Source organism: Stakelama portus, from assembly GCF_003171655.1.
Classification (GTDB): domain Bacteria; phylum Pseudomonadota; class Alphaproteobacteria; order Sphingomonadales; family Sphingomonadaceae; genus Sphingomonas; species Sphingomonas portus.
In genome coordinates this window covers 65,042-82,500 of record NZ_QFZL01000009.1, presented here as the reverse complement: position 1 = coordinate 82,500, position 17,459 = coordinate 65,042, and the positions used below count along the sequence as shown (strand labels likewise).

The 17,459-nt window shown below is 63.8% G+C and carries 18 protein-coding genes, 1 tRNA gene and 1 pseudogene (1 of these 20 cut by a window edge); 13 read left to right on the top strand and 7 right to left on the bottom strand.

The window, feature by feature from the left end; genetic code table 11:
- Window positions 1-5, top strand: a tRNA-Met gene (locus DKB74_RS18055); it begins 72 nt to the left of the window's first position.
- 366 nt (window positions 6-371) lie between these two features.
- On the opposite strand, the gene DKB74_RS18735 is transcribed toward DKB74_RS18055, so the two are convergent.
- On the bottom strand, window positions 372-524 hold the full coding sequence (locus DKB74_RS18735) for a hypothetical protein (protein ID WP_154670837.1): 153 nt from the start codon (window positions 522-524) through the stop codon (window positions 372-374).
- A 138-nt stretch (window positions 525-662) separates the two neighbouring features.
- On the opposite strand from DKB74_RS18735, the gene DKB74_RS18045 reads away from it, so the two are divergent.
- Together DKB74_RS18045 and DKB74_RS18040 are read left to right on the top strand one after the other, a co-directional pair.
- Window positions 663-1,199, top strand: a complete 537-nt coding sequence (locus tag DKB74_RS18045) for a PadR family transcriptional regulator (RefSeq protein WP_109809589.1) — start codon at window positions 663-665, stop codon at window positions 1,197-1,199.
- On the top strand, window positions 1,193-1,822 hold the full coding sequence (locus DKB74_RS18040; RefSeq protein WP_109809588.1) for a GyrI-like domain-containing protein: 630 nt from the start codon (window positions 1,193-1,195) through the stop codon (window positions 1,820-1,822). Before DKB74_RS18045 ends, DKB74_RS18040 begins: the two co-directional genes overlap by 7 nt.
- Here DKB74_RS18040 and DKB74_RS18035 read toward each other — a convergent pair.
- Window positions 1,788-2,123: pseudogene (locus tag DKB74_RS18035) on the bottom strand (transposase); the annotation flags it as partial. The gene DKB74_RS18040 and the pseudogene DKB74_RS18035 overlap by 35 nt on opposite strands.
- 294 nt (window positions 2,124-2,417) lie before the next feature.
- Here DKB74_RS18035 and DKB74_RS18030 point away from each other — a divergent pair.
- From DKB74_RS18030 to DKB74_RS18015, 4 genes are all read left to right on the top strand, one after another.
- Window positions 2,418-3,179 (top strand): helix-turn-helix transcriptional regulator, encoded by a 762-nt coding sequence (locus tag DKB74_RS18030; protein ID WP_109809587.1) that lies wholly within the window; start codon window positions 2,418-2,420, stop codon window positions 3,177-3,179.
- A gap of 109 nt (window positions 3,180-3,288) precedes the next feature.
- Entirely contained in the window at window positions 3,289-3,636 is a 348-nt protein-coding gene (locus tag DKB74_RS18025) for a hypothetical protein (RefSeq protein WP_109809586.1), read from the top strand.
- 40 nt (window positions 3,637-3,676) lie between these two features.
- The gene (locus DKB74_RS18020) at window positions 3,677-4,279 is read left to right on the top strand and encodes a DcrB/PsbP domain-containing protein (protein WP_109809585.1); all 603 of its coding nucleotides are present in this window, start codon (window positions 3,677-3,679) and stop codon (window positions 4,277-4,279) included.
- Window positions 4,280-4,606: 327 nt separating this feature from the next.
- Complete coding sequence (locus DKB74_RS18015; protein ID WP_239987604.1) at window positions 4,607-5,707, top strand: mechanosensitive ion channel family protein; 1,101 nt, start codon at window positions 4,607-4,609, stop codon at window positions 5,705-5,707.
- Here the strand turns inward: DKB74_RS18015 and DKB74_RS18010 are convergent.
- From DKB74_RS18010 to otsB, 3 genes are read right to left on the bottom strand one after another with little or no spacing between them, the layout of a single operon-like run.
- Window positions 5,652-7,055, bottom strand: coding sequence for an alpha,alpha-trehalose-phosphate synthase (UDP-forming) (locus DKB74_RS18010; protein WP_109809583.1), 1,404 nt, complete (start codon window positions 7,053-7,055; stop codon window positions 5,652-5,654). The two genes, DKB74_RS18015 and DKB74_RS18010, sit on opposite strands and share 56 nt — an antisense overlap.
- Window positions 7,052-8,845, bottom strand: a complete 1,794-nt coding sequence (locus DKB74_RS18005; RefSeq protein ID WP_109809582.1) for a glycoside hydrolase family 15 protein — start codon at window positions 8,843-8,845, stop codon at window positions 7,052-7,054. The genes DKB74_RS18010 and DKB74_RS18005 overlap by 4 nt, the downstream gene beginning before the upstream one ends.
- Window positions 8,842-9,609: a trehalose-phosphatase gene (gene otsB / locus DKB74_RS18000; protein WP_239987598.1), complete on the bottom strand. Its 768-nt coding sequence runs from the start codon at window positions 9,607-9,609 to the stop codon at window positions 8,842-8,844. The genes DKB74_RS18005 and otsB overlap by 4 nt, the downstream gene beginning before the upstream one ends.
- Window positions 9,610-9,747: 138 nt before the next feature.
- On the opposite strand from otsB, the gene DKB74_RS17995 reads away from it, so the two are divergent.
- Genes DKB74_RS17995 through DKB74_RS17985 form a run of 3 tightly spaced genes read left to right on the top strand, consistent with a single transcriptional unit; the run spans window position 9,748 to window position 12,990 of the window.
- On the top strand, window positions 9,748-10,209 hold the full coding sequence (locus tag DKB74_RS17995) for a (2Fe-2S)-binding protein (protein ID WP_109809612.1): 462 nt from the start codon (window positions 9,748-9,750) through the stop codon (window positions 10,207-10,209).
- A gap of 4 nt (window positions 10,210-10,213) precedes the next feature.
- Entirely contained in the window at window positions 10,214-12,367 is a 2,154-nt protein-coding gene (locus DKB74_RS17990) for a xanthine dehydrogenase family protein molybdopterin-binding subunit (protein WP_205007901.1), read from the top strand.
- On the top strand, window positions 12,364-12,990 hold the full coding sequence (locus DKB74_RS17985; protein ID WP_109809580.1) for an Isoquinoline 1-oxidoreductase subunit: 627 nt from the start codon (window positions 12,364-12,366) through the stop codon (window positions 12,988-12,990). Before DKB74_RS17990 ends, DKB74_RS17985 begins: the two co-directional genes overlap by 4 nt.
- A gap of 12 nt (window positions 12,991-13,002) precedes the next feature.
- On the opposite strand, the gene DKB74_RS17980 is transcribed toward DKB74_RS17985, so the two are convergent.
- Window positions 13,003-13,425 carry a DUF2147 domain-containing protein gene (locus DKB74_RS17980; RefSeq protein ID WP_109809579.1) on the bottom strand — a complete coding sequence of 141 codons (423 nt, stop codon included), beginning with the start codon at window positions 13,423-13,425 and terminating at the stop codon, window positions 13,003-13,005.
- Between the two features lie 107 nt (window positions 13,426-13,532).
- Between DKB74_RS17980 and mtnP the strand changes: the two genes are divergently transcribed.
- On the top strand, window positions 13,533-14,399 hold the full coding sequence (gene mtnP, locus DKB74_RS17975) for an S-methyl-5'-thioadenosine phosphorylase (protein WP_109809578.1): 867 nt from the start codon (window positions 13,533-13,535) through the stop codon (window positions 14,397-14,399).
- A 15-nt stretch (window positions 14,400-14,414) separates the two neighbouring features.
- On the opposite strand, the gene DKB74_RS17970 is transcribed toward mtnP, so the two are convergent.
- Window positions 14,415-16,301 carry an acyltransferase family protein gene (locus DKB74_RS17970; RefSeq protein WP_239987597.1) on the bottom strand — a complete coding sequence of 629 codons (1,887 nt, stop codon included), beginning with the start codon at window positions 16,299-16,301 and terminating at the stop codon, window positions 14,415-14,417.
- 210 nt (window positions 16,302-16,511) lie between these two features.
- On the opposite strand from DKB74_RS17970, the gene DKB74_RS17965 reads away from it, so the two are divergent.
- The gene (locus tag DKB74_RS17965; protein WP_109809577.1) at window positions 16,512-16,868 is read left to right on the top strand and encodes an ArsR/SmtB family transcription factor; all 357 of its coding nucleotides are present in this window, start codon (window positions 16,512-16,514) and stop codon (window positions 16,866-16,868) included.
- A complete protein-coding gene (locus tag DKB74_RS17960; protein WP_109809576.1) occupies window positions 16,852-17,355 on the top strand; it encodes an SRPBCC family protein in 504 nt (167 codons plus the stop codon). The genes DKB74_RS17965 and DKB74_RS17960 overlap by 17 nt, the downstream gene beginning before the upstream one ends.
- The last annotated feature ends 104 nt before the right edge of the window (window positions 17,356-17,459 follow it).

Below are 17,459 nucleotides of genomic sequence, written 5' to 3'. Positions count from 1 at the left end.
AACCAAATATCAAAACGCCCGCCAGGCTCGTCCTGCGCGGGCGTTTTTGCGTTTTGGCGCTTTTTTGGGCGTCTTTTCGGTCGACGAGGATGCGGCGCCTTGCGCGGATTTGCCGATGCGTCCGGACGAATTCGGCGGTGTTCGGCGCTTCTGGCGAGGCAGGCCCGGTTTTCGTAACGCAGTAATGCTGCGCATCATCGGGCCGGGACTGATCTGGCAGCCCCTCACACGGGATTCGACCGCCCGTCACGCCTGACCCCGTCGGATTGCCGCTATCAATCCGATCGCGGTACGCCGCGCCGGCATTGGCTCTGGCGCTTTCTTCAGAGCGACCACGTTCGTCGCAACTGCCAGGAAGCCGAACCGGCGGGCTATAGCGGCGCCGTCCGGCATGCTTTTCCGCCACGATATTCGACATATTTGCCGATGGCCGGTTCGGATACCGCCGCGCGCCGGGTGAGTTGCGGCATGGCGGCGCGATCATGCGCTTCGGGGAATTCGGCAGGCTGGCGATTGCGGGACAAGTCTCGTGCGCGCCACCTAGCGCCTGTTGACGAAAGGTGACCCTAGGGAGTGTTTCCCCTCCTTGTTGCCCGGATTTCGGGAACCCGGTGAAGCACGAGTGATTGACACTGGCTAGCCACATATTCTAGTACTAGAATATGTCGGCGCACCTTACAGATGCTGAACTGTTGCTCCTGGGGCTCGTCGCCGAGATGCCGCGCCATGGCTATGAGCTGGAGCAGATCATTGACACACGGGGCATGCGGGAGTGGACGCAAGTCGGCTTCTCTTCGATCTATTTCGTGCTCGGCAAGCTGGAGAAGTCTGGGCTTGTGGAGTCCGAGCTACCCAGGGGTGCCAAGGCGCGAAAGACGTTCTGCATCACGCCATCCGGCCGTGAGGTTTTGCGCCAAGAGACGATTGCCGCTCTTGGCGCCTATCGTCCTACCTTCTCATCGCTTCTGCTTGGAATGGTGCATTGGCCAGTGCTCGCGCGCGAAGCGGCCTTGAACGCCTTGGAGATGCGCCTGTCGTCGGTTGTCGCGGAACTGGAGCGGCTCGAGCAAGTGCGCCGACAAAGACAGCCCATGCCCGATCACATCGAAAGTCTTTTTGACTTTTCGACCGGCCAACTGAAGGCCGAGCGAAGCTGGATCAACACCACACTGGACTATATGAGGAACAAGCCGTGGTAGACGCAGCACTGATAGATTTAACACAGGACCGAACTGCGTTGCGTACGCTTTACGCGCCACCGGCTGGCGACTTCAGCATTGTTGAAGTGCCCAAGCTTCCCTTTGCGATCCTGGATGGCGAAGGCCCGCCTGAACAGGCCTCAATCGAAGCCGCAGTGAAAGCTCTCTACACCGCAATCTACGCTATCCGACGCGAAGCGCGGGAGCGGATGGGCAAGTCATTTGTCGAGCCGCCGGTGGAAATGGTCTACTGGGCCGATGATATGGATGACCTGGCTGCGGGCAACCGTGAGAAGTGGCATTGGCGTGTGCAGATTACCTTGCCGGTCTGGGCTGATGCACAGAGATTGAAGGACTCGGCTGCTGAAGCGCGCCGCGAATTGGGCGATGATCGCGCTGTTCGATGGGAGGTTCTGGCTGAAGGCAAGTGCGTGCAGTTCCTGCATATTGGCGGAACGAGCGACCTTCCGGCGGTATTGGCAAGGCTTTACGGCGACTACCTGCCACAGGAAGGGCTAGAGCCGGATGGTCCCTATCATGAGATCTATCTCGATGATTGGAGCCGCGTTGCCCCGCCGCAGCGCAAAATCATCCTCCGGCAGCCGGTGCGCCCGACGAAGTAGGGGGATGATTGGCGAAAGCCCCTCTTGTGAAGCTAGGCATCCGTAGCCTCGCGGCGGCGAGCGCCAGGAAGCCGAGGAAGGAGACGGCTGTCTTGTCGTATCGGGTTGCAATGCGACGAAACTGCTTGAGTTTGTTGAACATGCGCTCGACCCGGTTGCGGTCCTTGTAGGCGCGGAAGTCGCAGGCGATGGCCTTTTTGCGGTTGGCCCTCGGCGGGATGACCGGCAGACTCCCCTCGAGCAGCAAGCTGGCGCGGACATCGTCGCTGTCGTAGCCCTTGTCGGCTAGCATCAGCCTGGGCCAGGCGAGCCCACCGACCGCGCTCGGCAGGCAACAGCGCCCACTCATCGTCTGTCAGATCACCTCGAGCCAAAGCTGCCTCCCTGAAAGGCAGTCTTGAATCAGTCATGCGGCGATTTGGGAATCCCCTTTGGCCAACAGGGCCTAGACCCCTTGTTTCCGCTGTGCTTAGATCGCTGCCCCAATGTGCTCGGGGCGTATTTCGCCGCTTCATGCGGCGATCTTAATAGTCGTGTTACCGGTGGGAGGGGTGACGAAGGCGCGCGCAACGACGTGCCGGACGCCTGAAGCAAGATGCAAAATACCCTGATAGACTATATCTATCGGATGGAAGCCGCGCAGAGCTTTGAAGCGAAATGGCATTGCCTGACGCAATCGCTGCTCGAGCTGGGCTTCAATGTGGTCAACTATGTCGTTTTCCCCAATGGGACGACGCGTGACCTTCCGGTCTTTCTCGAGAATTTTCGCAACAATTGGGTCGCGCATTATGCTGCGCGCAATTACGGGCCCGAGGATGCGCTGATCCCGCATGTCCTGAACAGCGATCGCCCCGCACTCATGTTCGCGGTGGATGAGGAGCAACCCCTGATCTGGTCGAGCAAGGGGCGCGAGCTGATCGCCGAAGCGCGGCATGCCGGCATGGAACGGGCAGTGGGTTTTTCGCACAAAAATGCATATGGCCAGGTGGATGGCGGCATCGCGATCGGAACCGATCTGATGTCCGCATCCGACTTTACCGACTTCGTCGGACAGCATGTTCCGCTGCTCTATACGATCTATTCGATCGCCTATCAGCGGCTCCATCCCGAATGTCGCAAGCGTATCGCACTGGACGACCTGAGGATATCGCCGCGGCAATATGATGTGCTGATGGCATTATGGGACGGACTGTCGAACAAGCAGATTGCCGACCGGCTGGGCGTGTCCGAAGTCACTATATCCTTTCACCTGAAACAGTTGCGCGCAAAGCTCGATTGCGCGCTCAATCGCGAGATCCTTCCGCGCGCCTTTCAGGTCGGCCTGCTGGGCGCGCCCATGTCCCCGAACCCGGCTTAGGTTCGCGACCTAATCTTTTTATAGGTGCCCGGGCGCGCCGCAGCGGCTCTATCCTGCATCGCAACGATCCTGCGGAAAAGGCGGGGGAATGGCAGGGCAAGGAGTGAAAATGCCGAAACTGGTCAAGACGCTGACAATTGCGCTGGGGTGCGGGTTGCTGTCCTCATGCGGCCTGGGCGGAGGCGGCTGTTCGGCGGTGAAGATGGATATTCTGGTGGATTCGGGGATCTTCGCCAACACGATCTCGGCGCGGATCACCAACGGGTCGAGCGAAATGCGACAGGTGACGATCCTGGCCACCGATCCGAACGGCAATGCGTCGCGCGTCGGCCCGATTTCGATTGCGGCGAATGATTCGGTTACGCGCGCGCTGGGGCCGCTGATGAAAAGCTATGGCTCCACCCAGTCCGAACTGGAAGCGAGCGGCTCGAAATTCGAAATCGTCGCCTGTGAGTGACCAGGTGGCCGGGGACAGTGAAAAAAGTGAGGGGATGCGTATGAAACAGCTAATCGGGCTGGCGGCAGTCGCCGCAATGGCGATCGGTCTTTCGGCATGCGGATCGGACGGGGGAAACACCGCCGATGCAGGCGGCGGAGACCCGGTAGCCGCCGAAGCGAGTCCGGCCGCAAGCTATCCGACCGTGGCCGAACAACGCGCCGCGATGGAAGCGTTTCGGGATGTGAATGAGAGCCGGTGCCCGTTCTTCAAGGATTCGGAGGGGACGGCGGACGTGCTGGAGGGCGCCAAGCTGCTGCTGTGTTCGGGGCGCATTTCCAATGAAGAAAATTACGGGATGGCGCTGCTCACCACCGACGGGGTGAATGCGCCGGCAGGCACGTTTCAGGTGGATTTCGGCAATCATCCGCACCCGATGGCGTTCAGCGAACTGTATGACCTGTTTTTCGCAGTGACCGGGATGACCGAGGCCGATCAGCAGCAGTTTCGTTCGGACCTGACGCGGTTCAAGCTGGTGGCGAACAATATGCCCGGGAGCGATTTCCGTCCGTTGATGACCACGGCATCGGGCGCGACGATCGAAGTCGCGGCCAATCGCATGCGGCCGGGCATGCTGACGCTGCTGGCGACGCCGCCGCAATAGAGCGGCTCAGGCCGGGGCGATGGGGGAGCGCTCCGGCCGATATTCCGATCCGGATCGGGCGGTAAGGGCGCGGGGACTTGTCTCCGCGCCCTGTGCCTTGCGCGCCCGTGCCGATAGGGTCATCTTTGCAGCGGCAGGTTTTGCTGCGTCGCGTGATGGCCGAAGCGCCCGTCAGGCGGGCGCCGCATGCGCGGTTACGCCGCACTGCGGGAACCGGCAGCGCCCGGTTCCGTTGGAAAGGGACACGCAACAGGGAGCGGCATTTTGCAGGATTTCCTTGCCAGGGCGAGCGATTGGATCGCGTCGGTGACGACACCGATACTCGATCTGGTCGGTGCCGACCCCAATGCACGCTGGATCGAGGACGTCGTCCTGGGCACGCTTGCCGTGCTGACGGCGCTGCTGCTGCATCAGTTCATCCTGATCCTGGTCCGCCGGATCGGGAAGCGCACCCCCTATCTTACCGCTGCCGATCTTGTCCGTCGCGTCAAACGCCCGAGCCGCTGGCTGCTGGTCGCGTTCGCGCTCGCCTGGGTTCGGCCGGCCCTGTCGCTCAATGCGCGCGCCGCCGCGATCTGGGACCAGATTGCCGGGCTGGTGGTGCCGGCGCTGGTCGGCTGGCTGGCGGTCGCGCTGATCCGGGTCGCCAATGGTTTCGTGCAGCGCCGCGCCGATATTTCGGTGGAGGATAATCTCCACGCCCGCCGCCGCCGCACGCGTGCCGACATCCTGTTCCGCATCGCCACTTTCGTCGTGATCCTGATCACCTTCTGCGCGATGCTGATGAGCATTCCGAGCGTGCGGAGCATCGGCGTGACGCTGGCCGCCTCGGCCGGACTGGCGGCGCTGGCGGTGGGCGCTGCGGCGCAGCCCGCGCTCAAGAATCTGATCGCCGGCATCCAGATGGCGCTGACCGAACCGATCCGCATCGACGATGTCGTCATTATCGAAGGCGAATGGGGGAAGATCGAGGAAATCCGCATGACCTATGTCGTCGTCAAGATATGGGACGAGCGGCGGCTGGTGGTGCCGGTTTCCAAATTCCTGGAGGACAGTTTCCAGAACTGGACGCGCCAGACGAGCGAGTTGCTGGGCAGCGTGTTCTGGTATCTCGACGCCAATGCCGACATCGATCGCTTTCGCGCGAAGCATAAGGAAGTGGTCGAGGGCAATCCGCGCTGGGACGGGCGGTTCAACAATATTCAGGTGACCGACACCAAGCCCAATGGTTCGGTCGAAGTGCGCGGGCTGATGACGGCCAAGGACGCATCGACCGCGTTCGACCTGCGCTGCGATGTGCGCGAGGCGATGTTGAAATTCGTGCGCGAGGAAATGCCCGAAGCGGTGCTGCGCTATCGCAGCGAGGCCGAAATCAGTCCACCACTTCGGTTTGCTGATCCTGCACCTCCGCCATCAGCGCAGCAGTAAACCGCTCGCGCCACCAGCTGACATCTTCGGTGACGACATTGTCGTATAGCGGCTTCCACCGCGCCTTGCGTTCTTCGAGCGGCATGCGCAGCGCCTGACGAATGGCATCGGCGATTTCCTCTGCCGACAGCGGATTGACGAGCAGGGCGGTCGGCATCTGCGCCGCAGCGCCGGCAAAGCGCGAGAGGATCAGCACGCCGGGATCTTCGGGATCCTGCGCGGCGACGAACTCCTTGGCGACCAGATTCATGCCGTCGCGCAGCGGCGTGACCAGACCGATCCGCGCGGCACGATAGACGCCGGCGAGCACATCGCGCGGATAGCCCTTGTTCACATAGCGGATCGGAACCCAGTCGAGATCGGCATAGGCGCCGTTGATATGGCCCGACATCGCCTCCAGCCGGGCGCGAATCCGCTGATAGCTGTCGACCGCCGCGCGCGAGGGCGGGGCGATCTGGAGAAGGAACACTTCCTTGCGCTCTTCGGGGCTTTCCTCGAGGAACCGTTCATAGCCGTTGAACCGCTCTTCCAGCCCCTTGGAATAATCGAGCCGGTCGACGCCGACGATCATCGCGCGATCCACGGCGCTCTTGCGCATCTGTTTGAACGTCGCGGCGGCGATATCGGAATCCGCCATCGCCTGAAAATCCTGGGAATCGATGCCGATCGGACAGTTGAGCAGCCGCACCGTGCGATCGCCCAGCCGCACCAGGCCATCCTCTTCGAGCACGGCGCCAAGTTCGATCCGCGCGAAATCGCAAAAGCTTTCCAGCCATTCCTGGGTGTGAAAGCCGATCACGTCATAGGCGAACATCGACGTCACCAGCTCATGTGCTTCGGGCAGGGTGGTGAGCAGGCGGCGCGGCGGCCAGGGGATGTGGAGGAAAAAGCCCATCCGGTTGCGGAAGCCGCGCTTGCGCAGCTCCGAACCGAGCGGGAACATGTGATAATCCTGAATCCAGATAACGTCTTCCGGTTCGATCAGCGGGCGAACCGTGTCGGCGAAGCGTTCGTTGGTGCGCTTATATCCTCCGGCGAAATCGCGCTCATATTCGGCGAGGTCGATGCGATAGTGAAACAGCGGCCAGAGCGTGCGATTGGCGTAGCCGTTATAATATTCCTCGATATCCTGTTCTTCCAGATCGACCGTCGCGGTCGTCACGCCTTCGTTGCGCTGAAAATTGATCTGGCCGGTGAAATTCTCGGTCAGCTCGCCCGACCAGCCGAACCAGATGCCGCCGGATTCGCGTAACGCCGCCTGAAGCGCGACGGCGAGCCCGCCCTGCGCACCCGACATCGATCCCTTGGGTGCGCTGACGCGATTGGAAATGATGATCAATCGGCTCATCGTATGGCGCTCCACGGTTTGCTCAACAAAACGGCACAGTTGATCATTCCGACCAGCGAGTAGGTTTGGGGATAGTTCCCCCATAATTCGCCGGTGACCGGATCGATGTCTTCGGAGAGTAGCCCGGCGGCGGTGCATCGCGACAGCATTTCTTCGAAAAGCTCGCGCGCATCTTCGCCGCGACCGGTGAAATGCAGCGCTTCGATCAGCCAGAAGGTGCAGACATTGAACGCGGTTTCGGGCAGGCCGAAATCATCTTCGGTCGCATAGCGCAGCATGTGCGACCCGCGCCGCAGCCCGGCCTCGACGGCCTTGAGCGTGCCGACGAAGCGGGGATCGTCGGGCGGCAGGAAACGCAGATCGAGCAGCTGGAGCAGGCTGGCGTCGAGATCGCTGCCCGAGAAGGTCGCCGAGACGAATTCCGCATCCTCGCGCCATGCCGATTGTTCGATCCGCTGGCGCATCGTGCCCGCGCGCGCTTCCCAGAAATGCTGGCGTTCGGGCAGACCCAGTTCGCCGGCGACATTGGCCAGCCGGTCGCACGCGGCCCAGCACATCGCAGCGGAATAGGTATGGACGCTCTGGCGGGTGCGCAGCTCCCACAGCCCGGCATCGGGCTGGTCGTACAGCTGCCAGGCGCGTTCGCCGACGCGTTCGAGCCCTTCGAAATCCTCGATCCCTGCCATGCGGAACAGGCGATGGTCGAAAAATGCCTGGGCGTTGGACAGGACGATCTGGCCATAGGCGTCGTGCTGACGCTGGTCATAGGCGGCGTTGCCGATCCGCACCGGGCCCATGCCGCGATAGCCGGGCAGATCGCGGGCGATGCGTTCTTCGAGCACGGAGTCGCCGAGCACGCCATAGAGCGGCTGGATATGCCCGCCCTTGGCCGCGTCGACGATGTTGCGCAGATAGACGAGGTAGTTTTCGAGCACGTCGAGCGCGCCCAGCCGGTTGAGCGCCTGAACCGTGTAATAGGCGTCGCGGATCCAGCAATAGCGATAGTCCCAGTTCCGCTCGGAATCGGCATGTTCGGGGATCGACGTGGTCAGCGCGGCGACGATCGCGCCGGTTTCTTCATGCTGGCACAGTTTGAGCGTGATCGCCGAACGGATCACCACTTGCTGCCATTCGAGCGGAATGGCGAGGCCGCGCACCCATTCCTGCCATTCGAGCGTGGTGTTGGTCAGCATGTCCTCGATCGTCGCCGCGACATTGCCGGCAAAGCTTTCGTCGGGGCCGAGGAAGAAATGCAGCGGCTTTTCGACGCGAAAGGCGCGCTCTTCCTCGATCATGCCCACCGGTGCGGTGGTGGTGAGGCGCAGCGTCATCGAATCCATCGAATAGCGGATATGGTTCGACCCGCCGATGCGTTGCTGGCACGAACTGCCATGATGGCAGGTAGGGCGCAGCCGCACGCGGATACGCGGGCTGCCGGCCACCGGGCGGACGATCCGGGCATAGGCGACGGGGCGATAGGTACGGCCCATCCGCTCGAAGCGGGGACAGAAGTCGATCACTTCGATGGCGTTGCCGCTGGCATCGGTATGGCGGCTGATCAGGATCGGCGTGTTGCGCAGATAGCGTTGTTCAACCGCGATTCCGTCTTCCAGATCGATCGACCAGAGCCCCTGCGCCGTTTCGCCCGAAGCGTCTTCGCCCCGAACCAGCGAGGAAAACAGCGGATCGCCATCGACGCGCGGCACGCAGCCCCAGACGAAATTGCCCGCGCGATCGATCAGCGCGCTTACCTGGCAATTGCCGATCGGCCAGAGGTCCAGGTTGGTCACGCGAGCGCCTCCGTTGCTTGGGTCAGCCAGTCGAGCGTTTCGGGAACGCCCGCGAGCAAATAGGTAGCCGATGTGTCACGCGGCGTACCGACAAGGATGCCCGCGCCGCCCAGCCGCTCGGCCATGGCGAAGCCGGGTTCGTCGGTCGTGTCGTCGCCGATGAAGATCGGGCGGGTGCCGGAATATTCGGATTTTTCGAGGAAGGTCGCGATTGCGCGCCCCTTGTCGCCGCCTGTCGTACGGACTTCGAACAACATCTTGCCGGGCTGGAGCTGCAGACCGTGGACGTCGGCCAATTTGGTGGCGAGCGCGCGGCACGCCTCTTCGGCCTCGGGCGCCTGGCGGAAATGGAGCGCGGCGCCCAATGGCTTGTCCTCCACCATCACGCCGGGATTTTGGGTCGCGAGCGCAGTCATTTCGGCATGCACCTGTTCGAGCGAGGCGGGTCGTTCCGCGGCGGTGCGGCGCCCGTCGGCCCAGAGGAATTCCATCCCATGGCTACCGGCGATCGCGAAACCGGGCTGTGCGCCGCCGCCCAGAAAGCTGCGGACTTCGCCCGCCGGACGCCCGCTGATCAGCGCCACGCGTCCGTCGAGCGCCGCGACCAGCGAGGCAATCAGCCGGTGGAGCCGTTCGTCCACCTGAACCGCATCCGGGCGGTCGGCGATTTCGACCAGCGTTCCGTCGAAATCGAGAAACAGGCTCGCGCCGCGCAGCAGGTCCACCGGCGGGGCGGCGAGTTGGTCGGTTGTTCCCCTTTGCACTATCCCTCCCTGCGGCATATTGTCAGCGAATGAAAGGCCGGAGCCTTTGGATCGTTCCTTCGCTTTTTCGCGGACCGAGTTCGCAAGTGCAACATTGCTCCGATCCAGACCTGCCGGGAAAGCCATAAGGAGGGCATGATGGCGACCGAATTCACGCTGAATGGCGCTTCCGCAAGCTTCGATGGCGATCCCGATACACCGCTGCTGTGGGTGCTGCGCGATCATCTGGGCCTTACGGGAACCAAATATGGTTGCGGCATTGCGCAGTGCGGCGCGTGCACGGTGCATCTGGACGGCAAGAACCGGCGCAGCTGCGTAACTCCGGTTTCGACGGTTGCGGGGCGATCGGTAACGACCATCGAAGGCGTGTCCGGGCCCGAGGCCGAAGCGGTCCAGTCCGCCTGGGTTGCGATCGACGTGCCGCAATGCGGCTTTTGCCAGTCGGGTCAGGTGATGTCGGCGGTCGGGCTGCTCAAGGCCAGGCCGAGGCCCAGCGATGACGATATCGACGCCGGAATGGCAGGGAATATCTGCCGCTGCGCCACCTATGTCCGCATCCGGCAGGCGATCAAGGATGCTGCCGAAGCGATGGAGGGCTGAACCGATGAACGCAGTCACGCCCACCCGCCGCAGCTTTCTTCAGACGAGCGGCCTGATCCTGGGGCTCAGCCTTCCCGCCGGACGCGCGGCGGCGCGCGCGGTGGCGGGCGGCGCGCCCGATGCGCTCTTCGCGCCCAACGCCTTTGTACGCGTGACGCCCGGCAACCAGGTCATCATCGTCATCAAGAATGTCGAATTCGGTCAGGGCCCGGCGACGGGCCTCGCCACGCTGGCGGCGGATGAGATGGATGCCGACTGGTCGCAGATCGCAGTCGAAATGGCCCCGGCCAACGACGCGCTCTATGCCAATGCGGCGCTTCACACGATGGGAACCGGCGGTTCGACGTCGATCGCGACGGCGTTCATCCAGATGCGCGAAGCAGGTGCCGCCGCTCGCGCGATGCTGGTGGAGGCCGCGGCCAGACGCTGGGGCGTGCCGGTTTCGCAAGTCACGGCGTCGAAAGGCGTGGTGCGCCATGGCGATCGCGCGGCGACGTTCGGTGAGCTTGCCAACGATGCCGCAGCGCTCAGCCCGCCCGAAAAGCCGGTGCTGAAGACGCCCGAGCAATGGACGTTGATCGGTACCGATGTTCCCAAGGTCGACAGCGCGATCAAGACGGACGGCAGCGTGCAGTTCACGATGGATGTGCGCCGCCCGAACATGGTGCATTCGGCGATCCTCCATCCCCCCGCGTTCGGCGGCAAAATGGCGTCGGTCGATGACAGCGCGGCGATGGCGGTTCCCGGCGTATTGGCAGTAAAGCCGGTGCCGCAGGGCGTCGCCGTTTATGCCCGCGATACCTATGCCGCGATGCGCGGGCGCGCGGCGCTGAAAGTCGAATGGGATTTGTCCGCCGCCGAGCGGCGATCGAGCGACGAACTGCTGAAGGTCTGTGCCGAGGCGGCGGCGCAGCCCGGCGTCGAGGCCGAGGCCGAAGGCGATGTCGCATCGGCGCTGGCAGGCGCGGCGAAGACGATCGAAGCGACTTATTATTTCCCCTATCTGGCGCATGCGCCGATGGAGCCGCTCGACGCCGTGATCGAAATGAACGGCGACAGCATGGAAATGTGGATGGGCGCGCAGATGCAGGTCGCCCAGCTTTCCGCCGCGGCCAGGGTACTGGGCGTGCCGCCCGAAAAGGCAGTGCTGCACCAGCAATATGCCGGCGGCAGTTTCGGGCGCAGGGTGGAAGGCACCATGGCGTTCCCGGTCGAAGCGGCGAGCGTGTTCAAGGCCTATGGCGGCCGCGCGCCGGTCAAGCATGTCTGGACGCGCGAAAACGACCTGACCGGCGGCTATTACCGGCCGATCATGGTGCATCGCCTGCGCGGCGGGGTCGATGCGGCGGGCAGGATCGTCGGCTGGGATCAGGTGATCGCCGGACAATCCTTTGCCCGCGGCACGCCGATGGAAGCGATGATGATCCACGACGGCATCGACGGCACGATGGTCGAAGGCGCGCGGGAATCGGGCTATGCCTTTCCCGCGCACCGGCTGGGCGCGCATATCGTCGATTCGCGGGTGCCGACATTGTGGTGGCGATCGGTGGGAAGCACGCACACCGCCTATTCGGTCGAGACGTTTCTCGATCGGCTGCTTGAACTGGGCGGCGTCGATCCGGTCGCCGGGCGGCTGGCGCTGATCGAGGAAGACCGGCGCAAGGGCGTGCTGACGCGTGTTGCCGAAATGGCCGATTGGGGTGCCGCGGTTCCCGAAGGGCGCGCGCGCGGCGTCGCGGTACATAAGAGCTTCGGCACTTATGTCGCGCAGATCGCCGAAGTGTCGCGCGGGCCAGAGGGCGTGCCGCGCGTCCATAAAGTGTGGTGTGCGGTCGATTGCGGCGTGCCGGTGAACCCGAATGTGATCCGCGCGCAGATGGAGGGCGGCATCGGCTATGGCCTGGGTCATGCGCTCTATGCCGAACTGGTGCTGGGCGAAGGCGGGGTCGTGCAGCAGCATAATTTCGACAGCTATCGCTCGTTGCGGATCGGCGAGATGCCCGAGGTGGAAGTCGCGGTGATCGCTTCGCGCGAAGAGCCGACCGGCGTCGGCGAACCCGGATTGCCGCCGATCGCCCCGGCCGTCGCCAATGCCTGGCGCAAATTGACCGGCAAGGCGGTCGATCGGCTGCCCTTCATTCACGGAGACAATCGATGAAGATCATGGCCTCCGGCATCGCGGCGCTGGCGCTTTCCGCTGTTGCGCTTCCCATCGCCATCGTCGCCGCGCCGCGCGAGGGCGGCGAAGGGCTGCGTCCCGCCAGCAGTTTCGCGACGATCGGCGATCCCACGCAGCGATCGGTCGCGATCTTCGAGGAAATGGGCAAGGTGTTGCAGAGCCCGCGCTGCGTGAATTGCCATCCGCGCACCGATCGGCCGCTGCAGGGCGACGATCAGCGGCCGCATGATCCGCCGGTTACGCGCGGTCCCGATGGCCATGGCGCGGCCGGGCTGGAGTGCAGTACCTGCCACGGACCGGCCAATGTCGCCTTCGCCAATGGCGAGGGGAGTGTCCCGGGCAATCCGCAATGGCATCTCGCGCCGATCGAAATGGCGTGGGAAGGGAAATCGCTGGCGCAGATTTGCGAGCAGATCAAGGATCCGGCGCGCAATGGCGGCAAGTCGCTCGACCAGATCGTCGAGCATAATGCGCATGATTCGCTGGTCGGATGGGGCTGGAACCCGGGTGCGGGACGCACGCCCGCGCCGGGAACCCAGGCCGAGTTCGGTGCCCTGACCAGGGCCTGGGTCGACAGCGGGGCGCATTGCCCCGCCGGCTGATTGCGGCGTGGCTTACGAAACGCGCGTCCAGCTTTGCGCCTTGCAGATGAACGAGATGCAGCCCTTCACCGACAGACGGTTCGCGCCGTCGCGCTCGACCACCGAGCGATAGACCTTGCCGCCGCGCGGATCATAGATCTTGCCGCGCCAGACATCGCCGTCGCGCGTCATTTCGGTGAGGATCGACAGGCCGAGGATCGGTCGGTTGCGCAGTGCGGGATCGGGATTATTCTCATCGCGCCCGTTGGAGCCCGGACGGGCGCGGATGACGCGCGTGATACGCCCGCAAACCTGATTTCCGCACGGCGCGATGGTCACCTGCGCGGTGCCGTCCTCGATCAGCCAGACGCCGGTAATTGCAGTGTTGGCCTGCTGCGCGGCGGCAGGAAGCGCGACAAGAGCGGCGGCGGCAAAAAGCGACAAGGCGCGAAACATGGACTCTCCCGAAACAAAGTTATCTCGACACCGGGCCGTCGGCTGAGGCATCAGCGCCCTTGTACGCGCGCGGCAGTGCCGCGAACAGAGACAATATGGAGCGACCCATGGGCGGCTGGACGATCGGAATCATCGGCGGATCAGGGCTTTACGATGTCGAGGGTATCGAAGATGCCGACTGGGTGGAAACGCACAGCCCATGGGGAGCGCCGTCGGACGATTGTTTCGTCGGCCGCGTCGGCCATGTCCGCGTCGTGTTCCTGCCGCGCCACGGGCGCGGGCACCGGATTTCGCCCGACCAGCTGAATGCGCGCGCCAATATCGATGTGCTCAAGCGGCTGGGCGTCACCGATGTCCTGTCGATCTCATCGGTCGGTTCGCTCGCCGAGGGGCGTCCGCCGGGCAGCTTCACCATCACCGACCAGTTCATCGACCGCACCAGGGGCCGCCCGTCGAGCTTTTTCGGCAGCGGCATGGTCGCGCATGTATCGATGGCCGATCCGGTCTGTCCGCGCCTGTCCGGGCTGGTCGCCGATGCGGCGAAGGCGACCGGTGTTCAGGTCGATGTCGGCGGTACGTGCCTGGTGATGGAAGGGCCGCAATTTTCGACGCGCGCCGAAAGCAATCTCTATCGCAGCTGGGGCTGCGACATCATCGGCATGACCGCGATGCCCGAAGCCAAGTTGTGCCGCGAGGCGGAGCTGCCCTATGCGATGGTCGGCATGGTCACCGATTATGACTGCTGGCGCGAAGGCCATGAGGATGTGACCGTCGAGCAGGTGATCAAACAGCTGATGGGCAATGCCGAAAAGGCGCGCGCGATGCTGCTCAACCTGCTGCGTGCACTGCCCGAGGAGCGGCCGGCCAGCCCGATCGACACCTGCCTCGACACGGCGCTGATCACGGCGCCGCATGCGCGCGATCCGCATGTGCTGGCAAAGCTGGACGCGGTGGCCGGGCGCGCGCTGGGCTGATCGGCGCCGCGCGGGTCAGTTGGTGGCGTGTTCGCGCGACAGCGGCGCGAGGATCAGCGCTGCGCCCGCGACGCTTGGATGGTGACTGTCGAAATAGAGCGGATGGCCGTCGTGCAGCAGGATACAGCGGCCAGTCGCGCACAGCGTATCGGCGGGATTGATATATTCCAGGCCATGGCCCTGCCAGCGCGCCGCGACTTCGCCGATTCGCGCTTCGGCAGCGGCAATGTCGCGCCGGTCGCGCCCAATCGCTTCGGATAGTCTGCCCTGTCTCGCCAGCCGCTGCAGCTGGCGCGGCACATCGAACAGATTGGGCGGAACCGGCCCGATCAGCACGACTTTGCGTCCGGCATCGATGATCCGGGCGATCGTGTTGTCGAGCCGTGCCAGCGTTTGCGGGTCGGCATAGGCCGGGCTGGCCCAGAAGGCGGCCAGATAGACGGTCTTGATATTCGGGTCGGCGAGGATCGATGCCATCACGTCGCGATTGATCCGTTCGCAATCGGGCGCTTCGGCGAATGGCTGGCCCGGGATCGGTGGGCAGCTGGAGAGCGTCCGCTCGATCAGCGTCTGTCCGCGCCGGGCTAACATCTGCGAAAGGACATAGGCCATTTCGACGCCATGGCTGTCGCCCCAGATCATCGCGGTCGGCGGCGTATCGGGCGCGCCGAGCACACATGCCGGGCGGCCCCGGGCCGGGTCGGCATCATGGCATCGCGCACGATACGGGCTGAAATCCGATGCTCCCGCCGCCATGCGCGTGACATCGGCCGGGAAACGTTGCGGCCAGCCGCCCAACGGCAGCAGTGCCGCGCAGCCGAGCGCCACGAAGGCCATTCCCGCGCCCGATGCGATGAAGATCGTCCGGCGACTCATCGTCCCGCGATCGCGGAACGGCCTCTCGACAAAGCGCCACGACAGCCATGCGAGCGCGAAGGAAGCGGCGAGCACCATCCACTGCGTGACTCCCGCCAGTCGTTCGGCGGTCGCATATTCGGTGAACACGATCAGCGGCCAGTGCCACAAATAGAGCGAGTAGGAGATCAGTCCGATCGCCACGAACGGTCGCCACGACAAAAGGCGGCCGGTGGCGGTACCCGGCGCGCAATGGATCATCGCCACGGCACCCAGCACCGGCGCCAGCGCGCTGACGCCGGGGAAGACGGTATGGTTGTCATAGCATGTGACCGCAGCGAGCACCGCAATCAGGCCGGCCGCGGCGATGCCTTCCCGCGCCAGGGGGCGGCGGACTTCCGGAAAGACGTTCAGTGCAAGCAGGCCGCCCATGAACAATTCCCATGCGCGCGGAGGCAGCCAGTAAAAGGCAAAGCCCGAACCGTCGCCCTGTGTCGCCACTGCCATCGCGAACGAGACAAGCGCGATTGCAGCCACGATCGGCTTGCGCCAGCGCGGCAGAAAGCGCGCGATCAGGATCAGCAGGATCGGGAAGAAGATGTAATATTGTTCTTCGATCGCCAGCGACCAGGTATGGAGCAGCGGCTTCGTGTCGGCGCCGGTCTGGAAATAGCCGATTTCGGAAAAGAACAGGATGTTCGATACGAAGAAGGTCGCGGCGAGCGCCGACGGCGGTACACCCTTGAAATCGCTGGGCAGGAAAAGAACCGCTGCTGCCACCAGCACCACTGCGATCACCGGGAGCAGCGCAGGCAGGATGCGCCGCGCACGCCGTTCGTAGAAGCGGATGATCGAGAAACGGTGCTCGTCGATCTCGCGCGCGATGATACGCGTGATCAGAAAACCGGAAATGACGAAGAACAGGTCGACGCCGACATAGCCGCCGGTGACTCCCGGAAAGCGCGCATGGAACAATAGCACTGGCAGGATCGCCAGCGCGCGCAGTCCGTCGATATCCGGTCGATACTGGATTTTCGCGTTGGTCAACTTGCTCGCCGCTCTGTCGTCAGGAACGGCAGCGGGTAGCAATCCAACGGATAATAACGCGTTACGCGGGCTCATTTTGCGCGGCCGAACGAACGGCAGAGCGGCGGCAGGGAGCAGGGCGGTGCCGGTCCCCGTCCCCGTGCAGCTTGGCCCGCGACATCGTTTTCGGGGACTTGTGCCGCGCATCGAATCGGCATAACACTGAACTATATGGTTCAGTATTCAAACACGGCCCTCGATCGTTCCTTTGCGGCGCTGTCGGATGCGACGCGGCGTGGGATCATCGACGAGCTGGGGCGCGGCGAGGCGTCGATCACAGTGCTGGCCGACCGGTTCGGAATGACGCTGACCGGCATGAAGAAACATGTGCAGGTGCTTGAGCGGGCGGGGCTGGTCGTCACCCGGAAAGTCGGCCGGGTGCGCAGTTGCGCGCTGGGCAGTCGCGGACTTGCCGCAGAGGCGGCGTGGATCGAGGTCCACCGCCGGCTGTTCGAAGACCGGTTCGACGCCCTGGACGAAATCCTCAACGAGATGAAGCAGGAGAATGACGATGGATCAGGAAATTAAGGACGCAGAGGGCGCACGCAATCGGACATCGGTGGAACGCAGGGGCGACCGCGAGCTGGTCGTCACGCGGATCTTCGACGCGCCGCCCGCGATGGTGTTCCAGGCGTGGAGCCGGCCCGAATTGTTCCGGCGCTGGTGGATGCCGAAATCGGTGACGGGCGTGTCGCTGGTCGGTTGCGATATGGACGTGCGGACCGGTGGGAAATATCGGCTCGAATTCAGCGCGGGCGGCAGCGAAACCATGGCGTTTTTCGGCAAATATCTCGACGTCGTGCCGAACGAACGCATCGTCTGGACCAATGACGAGGGCGAGGAAGGCGCGGTAACCACCGTCACCTTTGCCGAGCAGGACGGCAAGACGCTGCTGACGTTCCATGAGGCTTATCCGTCGGCGCAGGCGCTCGAAGAAGCGATGCAGGGCTCGGCGGCTGGCCTTCCCGAACAGCTCGATCAGCTGGATGAGATGCTTTCGGACATGGAGGCGTAACGGAGCGGTTCCGTCACGCCCGCTTTCGCCGGAAGAAAGGAAAAAAGGGCGCAGGAGCGATATGACGAGGCACGGATGGCGTGGCTCGGATCGCTTGCCGCAGG

What these genes read in the sequence shown, in the direction of transcription:
- DKB74_RS17985 (WP_109809580.1), top strand. Translation starts at nt 12,364, where the DNA reads ATGAAGATCATGGCCTCCGGCATCGCGGCGCTGGCGCTTTCCGCTGTT.
- DKB74_RS18020 (WP_109809585.1), top strand. Translation starts at nt 3,677, where the DNA reads ATGAAACAGCTAATCGGGCTGGCGGCAGTCGCCGCAATGGCGATCGGT.
- mtnP (WP_109809578.1), top strand. Translation starts at nt 13,533, where the DNA reads ATGGGCGGCTGGACGATCGGAATCATCGGCGGATCAGGGCTTTACGAT.
- DKB74_RS17980 (WP_109809579.1), bottom strand. Translation starts at nt 13,425, where the DNA reads ATGTTTCGCGCCTTGTCGCTTTTTGCCGCCGCCGCTCTTGTCGCGCTT.
- DKB74_RS17995 (WP_109809612.1), top strand. Translation starts at nt 9,748, where the DNA reads ATGGCGACCGAATTCACGCTGAATGGCGCTTCCGCAAGCTTCGATGGC.
- DKB74_RS17965 (WP_109809577.1), top strand. Translation starts at nt 16,512, where the DNA reads ATGGTTCAGTATTCAAACACGGCCCTCGATCGTTCCTTTGCGGCGCTG.
- DKB74_RS17990 (WP_205007901.1), top strand. Translation starts at nt 10,214, where the DNA reads ATGAACGCAGTCACGCCCACCCGCCGCAGCTTTCTTCAGACGAGCGGC.
- DKB74_RS18010 (WP_109809583.1), bottom strand. Translation starts at nt 7,055, where the DNA reads ATGAGCCGATTGATCATCATTTCCAATCGCGTCAGCGCACCCAAGGGA.
- DKB74_RS18030 (WP_109809587.1), top strand. Translation starts at nt 2,418, where the DNA reads ATGCAAAATACCCTGATAGACTATATCTATCGGATGGAAGCCGCGCAG.
- DKB74_RS17960 (WP_109809576.1), top strand. Translation starts at nt 16,852, where the DNA reads ATGGATCAGGAAATTAAGGACGCAGAGGGCGCACGCAATCGGACATCG.
- DKB74_RS18045 (WP_109809589.1), top strand. Translation starts at nt 663, where the DNA reads ATGTCGGCGCACCTTACAGATGCTGAACTGTTGCTCCTGGGGCTCGTC.
- DKB74_RS18025 (WP_109809586.1), top strand. Translation starts at nt 3,289, where the DNA reads ATGCCGAAACTGGTCAAGACGCTGACAATTGCGCTGGGGTGCGGGTTG.